The organism is Campylobacter sp. W0066.2 (genome assembly GCF_024723515.1).
Taxonomy (GTDB): Bacteria; Campylobacterota; Campylobacteria; order Campylobacterales; family Campylobacteraceae; genus Campylobacter_D.
Genome location: NZ_JANQCV010000007.1, coordinates 65,243 through 79,970, shown reverse-complemented (window position 1 = coordinate 79,970; position 14,728 = coordinate 65,243). Strand labels below are relative to the sequence as shown.

Below are 14,728 nucleotides of genomic sequence, written 5' to 3'. Positions count from 1 at the left end.
TTGATTTTAGATACAATGTTTTAAAAAGGAAAAAGCATTGTGTGATAGTTATAAAATACTAAGTACTATGAAAAATATAGCTATCATAGGACTTAGTCCTAACCAAGATAAACCTTCCCATTTTGTAAGTAAATATTTACAAGATTTAGGTTATAAAATTTATCCCATCTATCCTAAAGAAGATTTTATTTTAAATGAAAGAGTTTATAGAAATTTAAAAGAAATCCCTTTTGAAGTTGATACGGTTGTGATGTTTAGAAAAGCAAGTTTTGCAAATGAAATTTTTGAGGACCTTTTGAGTAAAAAGATTAAAAATTTTTGGATGCAACTTGGCATTATCAATGAAGAGATAATGCAAAAATGTAAAAAATATGGTATAAATTGCGTTCAAGATCGTTGTATTAAAATAGAACTACAAAAAGGATAATCATGGTTGAATTAAATAAAATTTATCAAGCAAAACAAAAAATCGCAGATTTTGTATTAAAAACCCCTTTTGTGTACTCTTCTTTTTTGAGTGAGTTTTTAGAAACTGATGTTTTTTTAAAATGTGAAAATTTGCAAAAAACGGGTGCTTATAAAATTAGAGGAGCTTATAATACAATAGCTAATTTAACTAAAGAACAAAAACAAGCAGGTGTAATAGCTGCAAGTGCAGGGAATCATGCGCAAGGAGTAGCAATTAGTGCTAAAAAATTTGGCATAGAAGCTGTGATTGTTATGCCTGAAGCTACGCCTTTATTAAAAGTAAGTGCGACTAAAAATTTAGGTGCAAAAGTGATTTTAAAAGGAGATAATTTTGATGAGGCTTATGCTTATGCACTAAATTATGCTAAAGAACATCATTTAAATTTTATTCATCCTTTTGAGAATGAAAGTATTATAGCAGGGCAGGGTACTTTAATGCTTGAAATGCTTGATGAAATAAGTGATTTAGATATGATTTTGGCTCCAGTTGGTGGAGGAGGTTTGATTAGTGGAGTGGCAAGTGCTGCTAAGCAAATTAATCCTGCTATAAAAGTTATCGGAGTGAGTGCTAAGGGAGCTCCTGCGATGTATGAGAGTTTTAAAAGTAAAAAAATGATTAATTCAAAAGCTGTTAGAACCATAGCTGATGGTATAGCAGTGCGTGATGTGAATAAAATTAATTTTGATATTATTCTTGAATGTGTTGATGATTTTATTCAAGTTGATGATGAAGAAATAGCTAATGCAGTATTGTATTTACTTGAAAAGCATAAAATTACAGTTGAAGGAGCAGGAGCATCAGCAGTTGCCGCACTTTTGCATAAAAAAATAGATTTGAAAAACCATAAAAAAATCGGTGTGATTTTAAGTGGTGGAAATATTGATGTGCAAATGTTAAATATTATTATAGAAAAAGGTTTGTTTAAAGCATTTAGAAAAATGCTTATTAATGTTACTTTGATTGATAAGCCAGGTGCTTTGAGTGCTTTAAGCGATGCTATTAAAGAAGCTCAAGCTAATATAGTTAAAATTGATTACGATAGATTTTCAACTAAGCTTGAATACGGCGATGCGATGATTTCGATTACTTTAGAAACCAAAGGAAAGGAGCATCAAGAATTAGTTAGAAAAATACTTTATGATAAAGGTTTTAATTTTAATGAAATTTTATAATAAATAAAATATAATATTTTGTAAATAAATAATAAGGAAAAAAGTCGCAAGAAAAAATTTTAGAACCAGATACACTAATAACTTCTAAAACAGATTTAAAAGGAGATATCATTTATGCTAATGATGATTTTTTAAAATATGCTGGTTATAAAATGAATGAGATTTTGTATAAACCAATATAATATTGTGCGTCATCTTGACATGCCAAAAACGGTTTTTAAATGTTTGTGGAATTATATACAAGATGGAAAAGAAATTTTTGCCTTTGTAAAAAATAAAACCAAACAAAATGATTATTATTGGGTTTTTACTAATGTTACAGCTTCATTTGATTATAAATTATTATTCAGTAAGAAGAAAACCTAAAAGAGAGGCTATACCAGTTATAGAGCAAGTTTATAAGGTTTTATTAGAAGCTGAAAAAACTGGAGGTATAAAAGCTGGAGTGGATGAATTTATAAAGATAGTTAATTCTTATGGTATGAGTTATAACCAGTTAATTTTAGAGCTTCAAAAATAATTTTATAAAAATATTTAAAAAATGTTTTTACAAAAAAAGGTATAATCAGTCTGATTAATTTAAATTTAAGGAATTTATCTATGTCTTTGGAAAAAGTTCTAACTTCAGATGTTTTAATAACATCAAAAACCAATTTAAAAGGTGAAATTATCTATGCCAATGAGGATTTTTAAAATACTCTGATTATAAAATTGATGAAATTTTATATAAACCTCATAGTATTATGCGTCATCCTGATATGCCAAGAACTGTTTTTAAATATTTATGGGATAATATTCAAATGAAAAGAGAGGTTTTTGCTTTTGTAAAAAATAAAACAAAATTTAATGATTATTGGGTTTTTGCAAACATAACAGCTTCTTGTGATTCTAATAAAAATATTTTAAATTATTATTCGAAGAAAGCCTAAAGCAGAGGCTGTTAAAACAATAGAAGAAATTTATAAAGTTCTTATAAGAAAAGAAAAGGAAGGCGGTATAAAAGCAGGACTTGAAGAACTAAATGCTGTAGTAAAATCTTATGGGATGAGCTACAATGAATTAATAATGCAAATTCAAAAATAAAAGGATGTTGATGAAAAATATAGTATTAGTTGGTATTGGTCTGGGTATTTTATCTTGTGCAAATTCTATATATTTTATGGATTTTATTTCTTTTGGGTTTTCTTTGGCTTTGTTATTATTATTTGCTTTTGCTTTTGTTGTTTTAAAAAAGAAGATCAATTTAGTGATAAATCTTAGATCTTAGCAGAGAATTAAAAAATGGTAATTTTAATTCAAGAATTGTATATATTAAATGTAGCAATAAAAAACTTAAAGAAATTGCAGATAATCTTAATAATACTATAGATGGCTTAGAAGCTTATTTGAGAGAAATTAATACCTCTATTGCTTGTTCTCAAAAGGGTGAGTATTTTAGAAGAGCTATTCCTGAAGGTTTAAAAGGAATTTTTATTCATAATATTAACTTTATCAATAAAGCTTTAGATGATATAGAAAAAACAGGAAAATCTGTTTTTAAAAATGCTTTATCAAGAGAATTGATGGATTTGAGTTTAAATAGTCAAAATAAAAATTTAAATGACTTATCTTCTGCTTTAAATGGTATTATTAAGTTGATGAGGGAAGTTTTTGGTGATATTAAAATAATATCAGATACTGCTCAAAAGAATGGTTTAGAAGTGGGCAATTTGCAAGATTCGATTTCTTCTATGATGCAAGTGGCCGATGAGAGTAAAAAAGCTGTTGATACTTTTGCATCTAATGCTCAGAGTATTAATGCAATTGTAGAAGTTATTAGAGATATAGCAGATCAAACTATAATCTTCTTGCGCTAAATGCGGCTATTGAGGCTGCTCGTGCGGGTGAACATGGAAGGAGTTTTGCTGTGGTTGCAGATGAGGTAAGACAACTTGCTGAAAAAACACAAAAAGCAACTGGCGAGATTACCTTGGCAATTCAAGTAATGAATCAAGAAATTGACTCAATACAAGAAAATAGTGAAAAGGTATTTGATATTGCAAATTCTTCTAATAGTAAAATCGCTGATTTTAGCGAAGCATTTAGAGAATTAGAGGATAAAAGCTCTCATTTAGGAAAAGAATTTGTTAATTTTGCTTCTGATTTGACTTTATTGGCTATGAAAATAGATCATATTTTATATAAATCAGATGTTTATCTAACTCTTAATGGTTCTCAGCAAAATCTATAAAATCTTGATCCAATCTCTAGTCTATATAAAGATGAAGATGCAAAAAGTATTTTCTGCCCTTTAATCTCTCAAAATGAAATGGATTCTAAGAGCGAAAAAATACAACACTTTGCAAATAAAGCTATAGAAATAGCTAAAAAAGAAAATATTTCAAAAGAAGATTATGATTCAATTATTAGTGACATAAGAGAGTTAGAAAAAGATAGTAAATTAATTATGGATAAACTAGAAGCTTAATAAGCTTCTAGTTTTTACACAAGAGCTATTTTTAATACTTCATTTAAAGTTTTTACCCCAATTATTTTCATATTTTTTACTACTTCCTCTGGGATATCTTTTAAATCTCTTTCGTAGTTTTTATGTGGAATAATAGCTGTTTTAATATCAGCTTTATAAGCAGCAATTAATTTTTCTTTTAAACCACCTATTGGTAAAACATTGCCCATTAAGTCAATCTCTCCTGTCATTGCAACATCAGATCTTACTTTTTTGTCACTAAAAATAGAGGCAATAGTTGTGGTGATTGTTATACCTGCACTTGGCCCATCTTTTGGTGTTGCACCATCTGGAACATGAATATGAAGATTGTATTGATTATAAATGCTTTCATCTTTTTTATAAAAAAGATTTTTTGGCGTTTTGATTTGTTCTTCATCAATTAAATTTTTAATAAGACTTTGAGCAATTTTTGCTGATTCTTTCATCACATCACCCAAACTTCCTGTAAGAGTTAACTCGCCTTTACCTTTGATTTTAATAGCTTCTATTTTTAAAACATCTCCACCCACTGCAGTCCACGCAAGTCCATTTACTTGACCGATTTTGTTTTCTTTTTCATGTTTTTCTATCTCAAAGACTTTCTTACTTAAAAAATCTTTTAAATTTTCAGTATTGATTTGAATGTGTTTAGTATTTTCCTCTAAAAGAAGTTTTTTAACACACTTTCTGCAAACTTCTGCAACTTTTCTTCTTAAATTTCTTACACCTGATTCTCTAGTATATTCATTTACTATTAATTCTATAACATCATCACTAAAACTTATTTCTTCTTTTTTTAATCCATGTTTTTTTATCTCATCTGGTATGAGATAGTTTTTGGCTATTTGGAATTTCTCTTGAGGGGTGTAGGAACTAAGTTCTATAAATTCCATTCTATCTTTTAAAGCAGGTGGGATTAAACTAGCATCATTTGCGGTGGCTATGAAAATGATTTTACTTAGATCGATGTTGAAATTTAGATAATAATCTCTAAATTTAGTATTTTGCTCAGGATCTAAGATTTCAAGTAAAACTGCACTTGGATCTCCTCTGTGATTACGACTTAGTTTGTCAATTTCATCAAGTACAACCACAGGATTACTTTGTTTTGCCTCTATAAGTCCTTGTATAATGCGTCCTGGCATAGCTCCTATATAGGTTCTTCTATGTCCTCTTAATTCATTAACATCTTCTAAACCACCTAAAGCTATGCGCACTAATTCTCTTTTTAATGCTTTTGCGACTGAATTTGCTAAAGAAGTTTTACCAACACCTGGAGGCCCAACTAAACACAAGATGACTTTAGCACCATCTCTATCTTTAATTTTACGTTTTTCTAAAAGCTCTTTAACTGCAAAGTATTCTTCAATACGTTCTTTTGGTTTTTCTAATGCATAATGATCACTGTTAAGCTGTAAAGACACATCTTTTAAATTAAGCTTTTTCTTTGAAGAGTGCTCAAAAGGTATATCTAAAACTGTTTCTATATAAGTTTGTACCATAGAGGCTTCTGAGTTATCTTGATGAATTCTTTCATATTTTTGAATTTGTTTTTTGATTTCTTTGTAAGCTTCTTCGTACATAAAAGCTTTTTTCTTTTCTAATTTTTTATTATATTCTTCTACTTCACTTTCTTTTTGTATATCACTCCCAAGCTCTCTTTGAATTTGCTTGAGTTGTTCTTTTAAAAAATATTCTTTATTGACTTTATCTATTTTAGAATGAACTTTGTTTTTGATTTCTTTTTGAATTTTATTTGCTTCAATTTCTTTAGCTAAATAATCAATTAAATTTAAAAGCTTGGTTTCTAAATTAGTTTCGATGAAAAATTCATATGCTTGTTGTTTTTTGATTTTGATAGAATTTAGTATTAAATCACAAATTCTACTAGGCTCAACATCTTCTTCTATGGTTCTTAAAAGATCAGGTGGAAAATAATGACTCACAGTCGATAAAGCTTTGGCTTTTTCTCTTACTACTTCGATAATTGCTTCTTTTTTTGTGTTGCATAATGGTTCTTGGTGGATTAAATCAACTAGAGCAAGTAAGGGATCATCTGAAATTCTCTCAATAATCTTAGCTTTAGCATAGCCTTGAAATAAAATTTTAATTCTACCATCAGGCAACGGAACCTTTCTCATTATAGTCCCTATTACCCCGCAATCATAAATATCATCAAAGCCACGCCCACCTTCAATTTTTGATGGTGCTACAAAAATCATGCTCTCATTTTGTAAAGCAGTATCTAAGGCTTTGATATTTTGCATATCATTTAAAAAAATCGGTGTTATCATAAAAGGGTATAAAAAAAGCTCATCTTCTACAAGAACAGGAAGTTTTGTCGGATAGTTTTGAGTATTTTCTAATTTCATTACATTATACCTTCTTCAAATATTTTTCTATACCATGGAAGTTCTGGTTTAATCATATCGATTTTATTAAAATCGGAATTTTCTATTTTTTGCTTATAAATTTCATAGCTTTGCTCTCTATTTTTTTTCTTATACAACTCTGCTATGCTTGTATCAAGGTAAAAAACTGCAAGATTAAATTTAGTAAGCATGGTATCAATTAAATCATTATATTGCACATTAGGGTAGTTTTGATTATATTCATTGATTTCTTCTATTGTTTTTAGCATTAGTGCTTGGTTGCGATTTGGTACAGCAAAAGAGTCAAATTTGGCTTTGATTTTTAAATATCTTATATAAGCTACATTTTTTGAATCACCAAATTTATTTAAATATTCATCAAGATAAAAATTTGCCATTTCATATTCTTCTTCGCTTATATGAGCTTGAGCTAATATAAGTAAAGTTTGTTCTAATAATGGATCAGCAATATGCTCAGCCGCCATTGAGGTATAGTGTTTATCAGCTGTTTCGAGATTTTTTTCTTGTAAATCTTTTATAATTTGTTGATACCATTCCATAGAGCTTAGATTATATAAATCTTCGGCTTTTTTTGAGCTACATGCTCCTAAAAATAAACCTGCGATAATAAGCGAAAAAATAAAAAGTTTTTTCATGGTGTTACCTTATAAATTTAATAATTTACAATTATAGTGTTTTTATGTTTATGAAAATGTTAATTTTTAAATTAAAATTATAATCAAAAAGTTTTAATTAGCGCAATTGAAAAAGTTGGAACTAAAATTGCTTTATGAGTTGTAATTTCTTAGTCAATAGATTTTAGGAGGCAAAATGAACTTAGAAGTTAAATGTCCTATTTTGGGGTTTGAAGATACCAAAAATATGAACTTTTATAAAATAGATGAGGTTTTTTATAGACTTAAAAGCCTTGATGGTAAAGATTTTTCTTTTGTGATGATTGATCCTTATATGATCCGTCCTGATTATGATTTTGAAGTACCTGATTATTATCAAGAATTATTAGTTTTAAATGAACAAACTAATTTTGGTGTATTTGTTATAGTGGCTATTAATGAGCCGTTAGAAGAATCTACGGTTAATTTTTTAGCACCTGTTGTGATGAATTATGATAATAATTCTTTAGTACAAGTGATTTTAGATACAAGCAAATATCCTAATTATTTTCAATCTGAAAAGATTTCAGCTTTTATTAAACAAACAAAATAATGTCTGAAATTTATATTTTAGGAAATGGTGCTATGGCAAGTGCTATAGCTAAAGGTTTGAAAGATACTTATAAAGTAGTTATTGTTGCTAGGGATTTAAAAAAAGCTAGTAGCTTAAATTTAGAAGTTTTATCTTATAAAGAATTTAATTTAGAAGATAAAAATGTTATTTTAGCATTTAAACCTTATGCTTTAGAAGAAGTAGCTGTTAAATTAAAAGGCAAGGCAAGATGGCTTATTTCAGTTTTAGCAAATACTACTTTTGAGCAACTTCATTGTATTGATGCACAAAATTATATAAAAATTATGCCAAATATAGCAGCTGAATTTAAAGCCTCAGCGACTGCGTATTTGATGGAAAATGATTTATATAAAGATGAAATTTTATCTTTGTTAAATACTTTTGGTAAAGCCATAAGTTTGCAAAATGAAAAAGAATTTGATGTGGCTATGGTTTTAAGTGGGTGCGCTCCTGCGTTTTTGGCTTTGGTGGCAGAAAGTTTAGCAAATGCAGGTGTGAAAAATGGTTTAAAAAATGAGCTTAGCTATGAGCTTACTCGTGCAAGTTTTGAAAGCTTTAGTACTTTATTTAATTATACACATCCTGCTATTATTAAAGAAAAAATTTGTTCTCCAGCAGGGGTTACTATAAGAGGGGTTGAGGCTTTAGAAAAAAGAGCTTTACGCGGTGCTTTTTTTGAAGCTTTTAATGCAAGTTTAAATAAATGAAGCAAGCTTTTAGTCTCCTAGAGCTTGCTTTTTGTATTGTAATTTTATCTTTTGTTTTTGGATCTTATTATCTTATATTTGCAAATAAATCTTTAAATGTTATATGGCAAAATCAAATCCTTTTTAATGAAGAAAAAGAATTATTTATGCAAAATCCTTCATATAAAGCAAAAGAAGTAAATATAAATACTTATAACTTTTTAGAATACACTAATGATGAGTTTAAACTTAAATCTTTAAAAATAAAAGATTTATCCTACAAAGAAGCTTTTATAGATGAAAAAAGCTTTTAGTTTATTAGAGCTTGCACTAAGCCTTGTTATCTTGGGTGTATTAATTGTTATCTTAAGCAATCCGGCCATACATCTTTATAATCATAGTTACAAATTTAAAAATTCCAACATGGTATTTTTAAATTTAAACCAAACTTTGCTTGGTATGGAAAAAATTTATCATTCTTGTTTAAATGTGACATTGACAAGTAGTTCTTTTGAATGCTATATGAGTGCAAATGATGATATTTTTTATGATATATCGTTAAAAAAATTAAATTTTAGTGGCATTATTTTAGAAAACAATGAAAGTTTTTTAGTCCAAAAAGCAATTTACATTTTATAGAAAATGGAAGTTCTAAAGGATTTTTAAGTAATTATAAAGATATGCATAGTGAAAAAAAGTTAAAAATATATGCTAATGATTATATGTATTTTTATGATATAAAAAATTCAAAAATTTATAAAGCATTAGTGAATGATAGAGAGAAAGTCCATTTTAATAATGAGAAATTTAGTGGATTTTATACTATTTTATATGCTTATGTTAGGGTATATTTAGAAAATGAAAATATTTATATGCAAATAGATGATTTAAATCATAACAAACGATCTTTTTTACTAGCTCAAAATATTTCAAAGCTTATTTTCAAGCAAGATGATAAGGCGCTAAAAGTTTTAATATGCGATAAAAGTCAAAATGAATGTTTATTTAAGTGGATGTTTTTATGAAAAAATCGTTTGCTATGGTTTATACAATATCTTTTATTTTATTTATCTCTTTTGTTATGGTATTTATAATAAAAATTTCTTCATATTCTCCAAGAATTATGAAAGATTTAACTCTTTATACTCAAGGAAAGATTTTGCTTTATGATGCAAAAGAGAGCTTTCTAAATATTTTTTATATCAAGCCTATTTAGAGGGTAAAGAATGTTTAAATGAATATAATTTTGAATATAATAATATAAAAATACGAATTGATTATGCTTATCCTTTAGGTGAGTGTAAAGGATATAAATTGATAGCAAATGATGCTAATGCAAAAAGCATTATAGCTGTAAATATTAGTGTGTTACTAAATGGCAATAAAGCGGTAAATGAAGAAGTGTTTTTACAAAAAAGTTTTTTTTGTTTATCCTAAATTAGATTGAATGTAAGTTTGAACTCCAATAGCTATCATTTTTACCCCCATAGCCATAATAAAAACTAAAGCAATACGTGAAAAAACATAAAGTACAAGCTTTCCTATGACTTTTTCAATGGTAGCTGAAAAGTGAAATAAAGCAAAAATAAAAGCAAAGGTAAGTAGTACAGAAGCTATAGCTATAGCTAAATTTTGATCTTCTGAAATAACCACTATCGTTGAAAGTGTTCCAGGTCCTACTAGCATAGGAAATGCCATTGGAACTATACTTTTTTTCAATAATTCTTTATGACTTAATCCTTGATAATGTTGAAATTGAGAACTTGATGGAGTAAAAAGTAAGTTTTTAGTACTCATAATGATTAAAATTAAACCACCCGCAACTCGTAAATCATTAATATCTATTTTAAATAAATATTTCATAATAAACGGTCCAGAAAGTAAAAAAACTAAAACAATACAAAATGCAGTATAAATGATATTTCTAAAAAGTTTTTTTCTCGTATCAGCATCTAGACCTTCAGTCATTGCGATAAATTGTGGAAGATTTCCAAAAGGATTTAAGACTGCTATAATAGCAACAGAAGCAAGTAAAATAGCATAAATTTCAGATTCTATATCTGAAAACATAAGACAACCTTTTATTTTCCCAAGCTTTTAAGCTTGGGATTGATTTAATAATTATAGTCCCTCAAAAGGATTGGTAACAACTTCTTTTCTATCTACGATATAAGGGATAAGTGCTACATGTCTTGCACGTTTAATAGCAACTTCAACCATTTCTTGGTGTTTTTTGCTAGTACCTGTTAAACGGCGTGGCATGATTTTAAATCTTTCTGATAAAGCATGTTTTAACAATGCTGTATCTTTATAGTCGATGAAATCAACTTTAGCTTCTGTATATTTGCAATATTTACGTGAATATTTTCTTTTTTCTGCCATGTTTTTTCCTTTAAAATGGTAATTCTGTATCATCATCATATTTATCAATATCAATTTCCTTTATAGGAACTTCCTTTTGAGGATTTTGATAAGTATTAGATGGGTTTGTTCTAGTTTGTACTTGAGCATAAGGGTCAAAACTTTGTTGCTGATTAAAATTTTGATTATAACCATAATTTTGATTGTCAAAATTACTTTGTTGATTATTTTGTACAGTTGAACCTAGCATTTCTAAATTCTCAACTTGAATACTGTGTTTTGATCTATTTTGTCCATTTTGATCGCTCCACTGCTCAAATCTCAAACGACCTTCAATTAAAACTTTACTACCTTTGTTAAGGTATTGATTAGCAATCTCTGCTGTTCTACCAAAAAAACTAATGTCGATAAAGCAGGTTTCTTCTCTTTTTTCTCCTGTATTTGTACTAAATCTTCTTGTTACAGCTATAGCAGAAGAGCCTATCGCGCTACCTGATGGAGCATAGCGCATCTCTATATCCCTTGTAAGATTACCTACTAAAACGACTTTATTAAACATTAATTAGCCTTCTGTACTTTCACTAGCTTTGATTTCTTTTTTATTTTGTTTGATACCTTTGCTTAGTTTTTCCCAAGCTGCAATTTCTTTTTTATTTTCATATTTTACGATTAAAAATCTAATTACTTCTTCAGTGATTCTTAACACCCTTTCAAGCTCTGCTATTAAATTTGTAGGAGCTTTGAAATAAATCACAAAATAAGTTCCTCTTTCGTATTTTTTAATTTTGTACGCAAGTTTTCTTGTTCCCATTGGAACTACGCTTTCAATTTCTGCGCCATTTTTTGTAAGGACTTCTTTTACGAATTCCAACTTAGCACTTACTTCTTCTTCTGTAAGTGTCGGTTTTAATATGAATAAAACTTCATAATGTCTCATTTAATTTCTCCTTATGGATATAAAGCCTAAAATTTTTTTAGGCAAGGATTTTGCATAAAATGCAAATTTTATTTTACCATAAGTTTTCTTAATTTAACTTTTCAATATGGAACTAAGTTGTAAAAGTGTTGCGATTAAAAACTCTTTTTTTTCTATTTTAGAATTCTTTTTTAATTCATATTCGCAATTACAAAGTATTAAAAAGATATTTTTATATTGTGATATTTTGATCATAAGAGCTTGTTTTTGAAGATTTTGTGCTACAGAAATAGGCGGGGCATAGCTTAAAATTTCTTTTAAATCTAAATTTCCATAAATTTTAACATGTAATGCAATTTTAAAAAGTCTAGAAAAATTTGCATATAAGGCATTAATCAATGCTATTTCATTATAATTTTCTAAAATATTTTCAAGTTCGTTTCTTAAATCTTGTTTTTGCATCAGTTTATCAAAAAAACTTTCAAAGCTAATAGTACTTAAACTATAACAATGCTCTTGAATGATTTTTTCATCGATATTTAAACCACTAAATTTATTTAACTCATTAGCTGCTAAATATAAATTCTCATTAAAATTATAAAAAAGAGCATAAAGAGCATTTTGAGTGATATTGATATTTAATTCTTTAGCTTTTAAAGCTAGTAATTCCATACCTTCTTTAGCTGAATTTACCTTATAAAATCTACAAAAATTATTAGCAAAAATTTTCTCCGCTTCACTTTGTTTGGAGCTTTCATCGTAAATTTCAAGTAAAAAATAATTATCTTGCGAATTTTGACAAAGCTGTAAAAGTTGCTTGAGTTCTTTACTTGGGATTTTCTTTTGAGTTTTGATTTCTAGTAGTTTTCTCTCGCTAAATAAAGAAGCACTAGATAAATAATCATAAGCTTGCTTAAAATCATATTCTTCAAAATAAAATCTTAAACTCTCATCAAAAGAGTATTTGTCTTTAATAAATTTAGCATAAAGTTCTATTTGGAAATTATCCGCTCCATAAAGCAAGAAAAAATTAGGAAAACTATTGCTATTAAGTAAGCTTTGGAGTTGATTTTTATACATTTTGGTTTCTTTCTAAACTAAAATGCTTGGTGATTTTGCCAAAAATTTTGGCACTAACAATATCCACTTCAGTGATTTCTACTTCTACATTTTCTAATAAATTTGCCCTTGAACCTATGATGGTAATCAAAGCTCCTTTAATTTCATCATTTAATTTTACTTGCAATGAACTTTGATTTTCTACTACCAAAGCTTTAAATCTTTTTCCTATATTTTCCTTTGCCCATCTTGCAAATTTTCTATCCATGAAATGCCAAGCAACTTTATCCGCCTCTCTTTCTAATAAGCTTAATTCCTCACAAGTGCTTTGTATATTCAAAAGTAAATAATTAAACATTTTTTCATCATTGTTGATTTTGGCTTTTAAAAGTCTATGTAAAATAAGATCAGAATACCTTCTAATAGGACTTGTAAAATGGGTATATTTATCAAAACCTAAGCCAAAATGTCCAGCATTTTCACTAGAATATTCTGCCTTTTTTTGCGCTTTGATGATGAGCTTATCTACTTCTTCTCTTATATTTAGCTCATTTGCTAAGACTTGAATGTCTTTAAATAATTCTATGACATTATTTTTAGGATTAATATCTATACTAAGCGTTGAAAGATCAACTAGTAATTGATCTATTTTTTTATAATCAGGACTTAAGTGATTTCTAAAAACTCCTATATCAATGAGTTTTGCTGCAGCTTTATTAGCTAAAAGCATACAATCTTCGATTAAATTATGCGAGGCCGTGTCATTTTCAAGGCGTGTTTTTATGAGTTTATTATTTTCATCTAAAGTCATTCTTAGCTCTTGGGTTTTAAACTCACAAGCATTTTTTAATCGTTTTTTTCGTAAATTTTGAGTGATTTTAAAAACTTCATAAAGCCAATTAATCACACCTAAATCTTCTTGTGTTTGTAAATACTCATCAACTTCATCGTAATTAAAACGGCGTTTTGAGTTAATAATAGCCTCAAAAAGCTCTTCTTTAATCACTTCATTGTTTTGATCTAAGTTTATTTTAAAACAAAATGCTAATCTATCTTCATTAGGTTTTAGTGAGCAAATATTTTCACTCAAAGCTCTTGGCAACATAGGTATGGCAATATGAGGAAAATAAATCGAAAAACCTCTTGATCTTGCTTCTTTATCAATGGCGCTATAAGCATGCACATAAGCGCTTACATCAGCTATGGCTACATAAATGGCATGTTCATTTTTATCATAATAAATTGCATCATCAAAATCTTTTGCATCAATTGGATCAATGGTACAAAAATTTAAATTTCTAAGATCTTTTCTTGATGGATACATACTTGCATCAACTTTATCTCCATAAGCTTTTGCTTCATTTTCACATAAATTATCAAAAATTGCATTTTTATTAAAAAGTGCTAAGGAAATTTTTTCATCCACAAAATCATCATCAATATGCCCTATCACTTCAGTGATATTATTATTATGATTTTCTATTTTTAAAATAGTTCCTAAAGGCAGAGCTTTTAAGGATTTTTGAGAGGCTTTTAAGGCACATGTAAGTCCTGTTTGAATATTTACTCCAAGGACTGCTTCGCCGTATTTTTTAGTCATAACTAAAGAAGTTTCGTGGGCTCTTTTAAGTATTAAAATAACTTTAGCGCTTGGACGCTTTTTTTTAAGAGGGAGTAATTTTGCCACAACTATATCAGCATAATTTGCTCCTTTTAAATTTTTATTTTCTATGAGCAAATCACGCTTAAAAGCAGGATCAAAACTTTCTAAAAATCCCGTTCCATTAACAGAAATATCAATTTTACCAAAAGTAAAGCCATCTTTTAAATAATATTTGTTTTTATAAAATTTAATAATATCACAAGTTAATAATTCTCTAATTATTTGCTTGTTTTTATTGGTAATTTCATTAGCATTTAGACCATAACTTAGTTGATTAAATAATTCTTTCATAAT

The 14,728-nt window shown here is 27.9% G+C and carries 19 protein-coding genes and 3 pseudogenes; 14 read left to right on the top strand and 8 right to left on the bottom strand.

Going from position 1 to position 14,728, the window contains the following annotated elements:
• The first annotated feature begins 67 nt into the window (after positions 1 to 67).
• The 7 genes and pseudogenes from CAMP18498_RS04485 to CAMP18498_RS04450 all read left to right on the top strand — a co-directional run bounded on the left by CAMP18498_RS04485 (position 68) and on the right by CAMP18498_RS04450 (position 4,108).
• On the top strand, positions 68 to 427 hold the full coding sequence (locus CAMP18498_RS04485) for a CoA-binding protein (protein ID WP_052243414.1): 360 nt from the start codon (positions 68 to 70) through the stop codon (positions 425 to 427).
• A 2-nt stretch (positions 428 to 429) separates the two neighbouring features.
• A complete protein-coding gene (gene ilvA, locus CAMP18498_RS04480) occupies positions 430 to 1,641 on the top strand; it encodes a threonine ammonia-lyase (protein WP_337197768.1) in 1,212 nt (403 codons plus the stop codon).
• A gap of 56 nt (positions 1,642 to 1,697) precedes the next feature.
• Positions 1,698 to 2,161: pseudogene (locus CAMP18498_RS04475) on the top strand (PAS domain-containing protein).
• 80 nt (positions 2,162 to 2,241) lie between these two features.
• Positions 2,242 to 2,724, top strand: a pseudogene (locus CAMP18498_RS04470) (histidine kinase).
• Between the two features lie 10 nt (positions 2,725 to 2,734).
• Complete coding sequence (locus tag CAMP18498_RS04465) at positions 2,735 to 2,908, top strand: hypothetical protein (RefSeq protein WP_337197767.1); 174 nt, start codon at positions 2,735 to 2,737, stop codon at positions 2,906 to 2,908.
• 547 nt (positions 2,909 to 3,455) lie between these two features.
• A pseudogene (locus CAMP18498_RS04455) lies at positions 3,456 to 3,871 on the top strand (methyl-accepting chemotaxis protein); the annotation flags it as partial.
• Positions 3,872 to 3,949: 78 nt separating this feature from the next.
• Complete coding sequence (locus CAMP18498_RS04450; RefSeq protein ID WP_337197765.1) at positions 3,950 to 4,108, top strand: hypothetical protein; 159 nt, start codon at positions 3,950 to 3,952, stop codon at positions 4,106 to 4,108.
• A 14-nt stretch (positions 4,109 to 4,122) separates the two neighbouring features.
• Here the strand turns inward: CAMP18498_RS04450 and lon are convergent, their stop codons facing one another.
• Both lon and CAMP18498_RS04440 read right to left on the bottom strand, forming a co-directional pair.
• Complete coding sequence (gene lon, locus CAMP18498_RS04445; RefSeq protein ID WP_337197764.1) at positions 4,123 to 6,501, bottom strand: endopeptidase La; 2,379 nt, start codon at positions 6,499 to 6,501, stop codon at positions 4,123 to 4,125.
• Complete coding sequence (locus tag CAMP18498_RS04440; RefSeq protein ID WP_337197763.1) at positions 6,501 to 7,157, bottom strand: outer membrane protein assembly factor BamD; 657 nt, start codon at positions 7,155 to 7,157, stop codon at positions 6,501 to 6,503. Before CAMP18498_RS04440 ends, lon begins: the two co-directional genes overlap by 1 nt.
• Before the next feature lie 175 nt (positions 7,158 to 7,332).
• On the opposite strand from CAMP18498_RS04440, the gene fliW reads away from it, so the two are divergent.
• From fliW to CAMP18498_RS04405, 7 genes are all read left to right on the top strand, one after another.
• Entirely contained in the window at positions 7,333 to 7,728 is a 396-nt protein-coding gene (gene fliW / locus CAMP18498_RS04435) for a flagellar assembly protein FliW (RefSeq protein ID WP_337197762.1), read from the top strand.
• Positions 7,728 to 8,456, top strand: coding sequence for a pyrroline-5-carboxylate reductase (locus tag CAMP18498_RS04430; protein WP_337197761.1), 729 nt, complete (start codon positions 7,728 to 7,730; stop codon positions 8,454 to 8,456). Before fliW ends, CAMP18498_RS04430 begins: the two co-directional genes overlap by 1 nt.
• A complete protein-coding gene (locus CAMP18498_RS04425) occupies positions 8,453 to 8,749 on the top strand; it encodes a hypothetical protein (protein WP_337197760.1) in 297 nt (98 codons plus the stop codon). Before CAMP18498_RS04430 ends, CAMP18498_RS04425 begins: the two co-directional genes overlap by 4 nt.
• Positions 8,733 to 9,074, top strand: a complete 342-nt coding sequence (locus CAMP18498_RS04420; protein ID WP_337197759.1) for a type II secretion system protein — start codon at positions 8,733 to 8,735, stop codon at positions 9,072 to 9,074. Before CAMP18498_RS04425 ends, CAMP18498_RS04420 begins: the two co-directional genes overlap by 17 nt.
• Positions 9,075 to 9,115: 41 nt before the next feature.
• Positions 9,116 to 9,460 carry a hypothetical protein gene (locus tag CAMP18498_RS04415; protein WP_337197758.1) on the top strand — a complete coding sequence of 115 codons (345 nt, stop codon included), beginning with the start codon at positions 9,116 to 9,118 and terminating at the stop codon, positions 9,458 to 9,460.
• Positions 9,457 to 9,651: a hypothetical protein gene (locus CAMP18498_RS04410; RefSeq protein ID WP_337197757.1), complete on the top strand. Its 195-nt coding sequence runs from the start codon at positions 9,457 to 9,459 to the stop codon at positions 9,649 to 9,651. The genes CAMP18498_RS04415 and CAMP18498_RS04410 overlap by 4 nt, the downstream gene beginning before the upstream one ends.
• A 98-nt stretch (positions 9,652 to 9,749) precedes the next feature.
• Entirely contained in the window at positions 9,750 to 9,872 is a 123-nt protein-coding gene (locus tag CAMP18498_RS04405) for a hypothetical protein (RefSeq protein ID WP_337197756.1), read from the top strand.
• On the opposite strand, the gene CAMP18498_RS04400 is transcribed toward CAMP18498_RS04405, so the two are convergent.
• From CAMP18498_RS04400 to CAMP18498_RS04375, 6 genes are all read right to left on the bottom strand, one after another.
• Positions 9,864 to 10,505: a MarC family protein gene (locus CAMP18498_RS04400; RefSeq protein ID WP_257396648.1), complete on the bottom strand. Its 642-nt coding sequence runs from the start codon at positions 10,503 to 10,505 to the stop codon at positions 9,864 to 9,866. The genes CAMP18498_RS04405 and CAMP18498_RS04400 overlap by 9 nt on opposite strands.
• A gap of 51 nt (positions 10,506 to 10,556) precedes the next feature.
• A complete protein-coding gene (rpsR, locus tag CAMP18498_RS04395) occupies positions 10,557 to 10,817 on the bottom strand; it encodes a 30S ribosomal protein S18 (RefSeq protein WP_039618521.1) in 261 nt (86 codons plus the stop codon).
• Between the two features lie 10 nt (positions 10,818 to 10,827).
• Positions 10,828 to 11,355, bottom strand: a complete 528-nt coding sequence (locus CAMP18498_RS04390) for a single-stranded DNA-binding protein (RefSeq protein ID WP_337197755.1) — start codon at positions 11,353 to 11,355, stop codon at positions 10,828 to 10,830.
• 3 nt (positions 11,356 to 11,358) lie between these two features.
• On the bottom strand, positions 11,359 to 11,733 hold the full coding sequence (gene rpsF / locus CAMP18498_RS04385; RefSeq protein ID WP_012661658.1) for a 30S ribosomal protein S6: 375 nt from the start codon (positions 11,731 to 11,733) through the stop codon (positions 11,359 to 11,361).
• 93 nt (positions 11,734 to 11,826) lie between these two features.
• On the bottom strand, positions 11,827 to 12,792 hold the full coding sequence (gene holA, locus CAMP18498_RS04380) for a DNA polymerase III subunit delta (RefSeq protein ID WP_337197754.1): 966 nt from the start codon (positions 12,790 to 12,792) through the stop codon (positions 11,827 to 11,829).
• Positions 12,785 to 14,725, bottom strand: a complete 1,941-nt coding sequence (locus CAMP18498_RS04375) for a ribonuclease R family protein (RefSeq protein WP_337197753.1) — start codon at positions 14,723 to 14,725, stop codon at positions 12,785 to 12,787. The genes holA and CAMP18498_RS04375 overlap by 8 nt, the downstream gene beginning before the upstream one ends.
• Positions 14,726 to 14,728 lie beyond the last annotated feature (3 nt).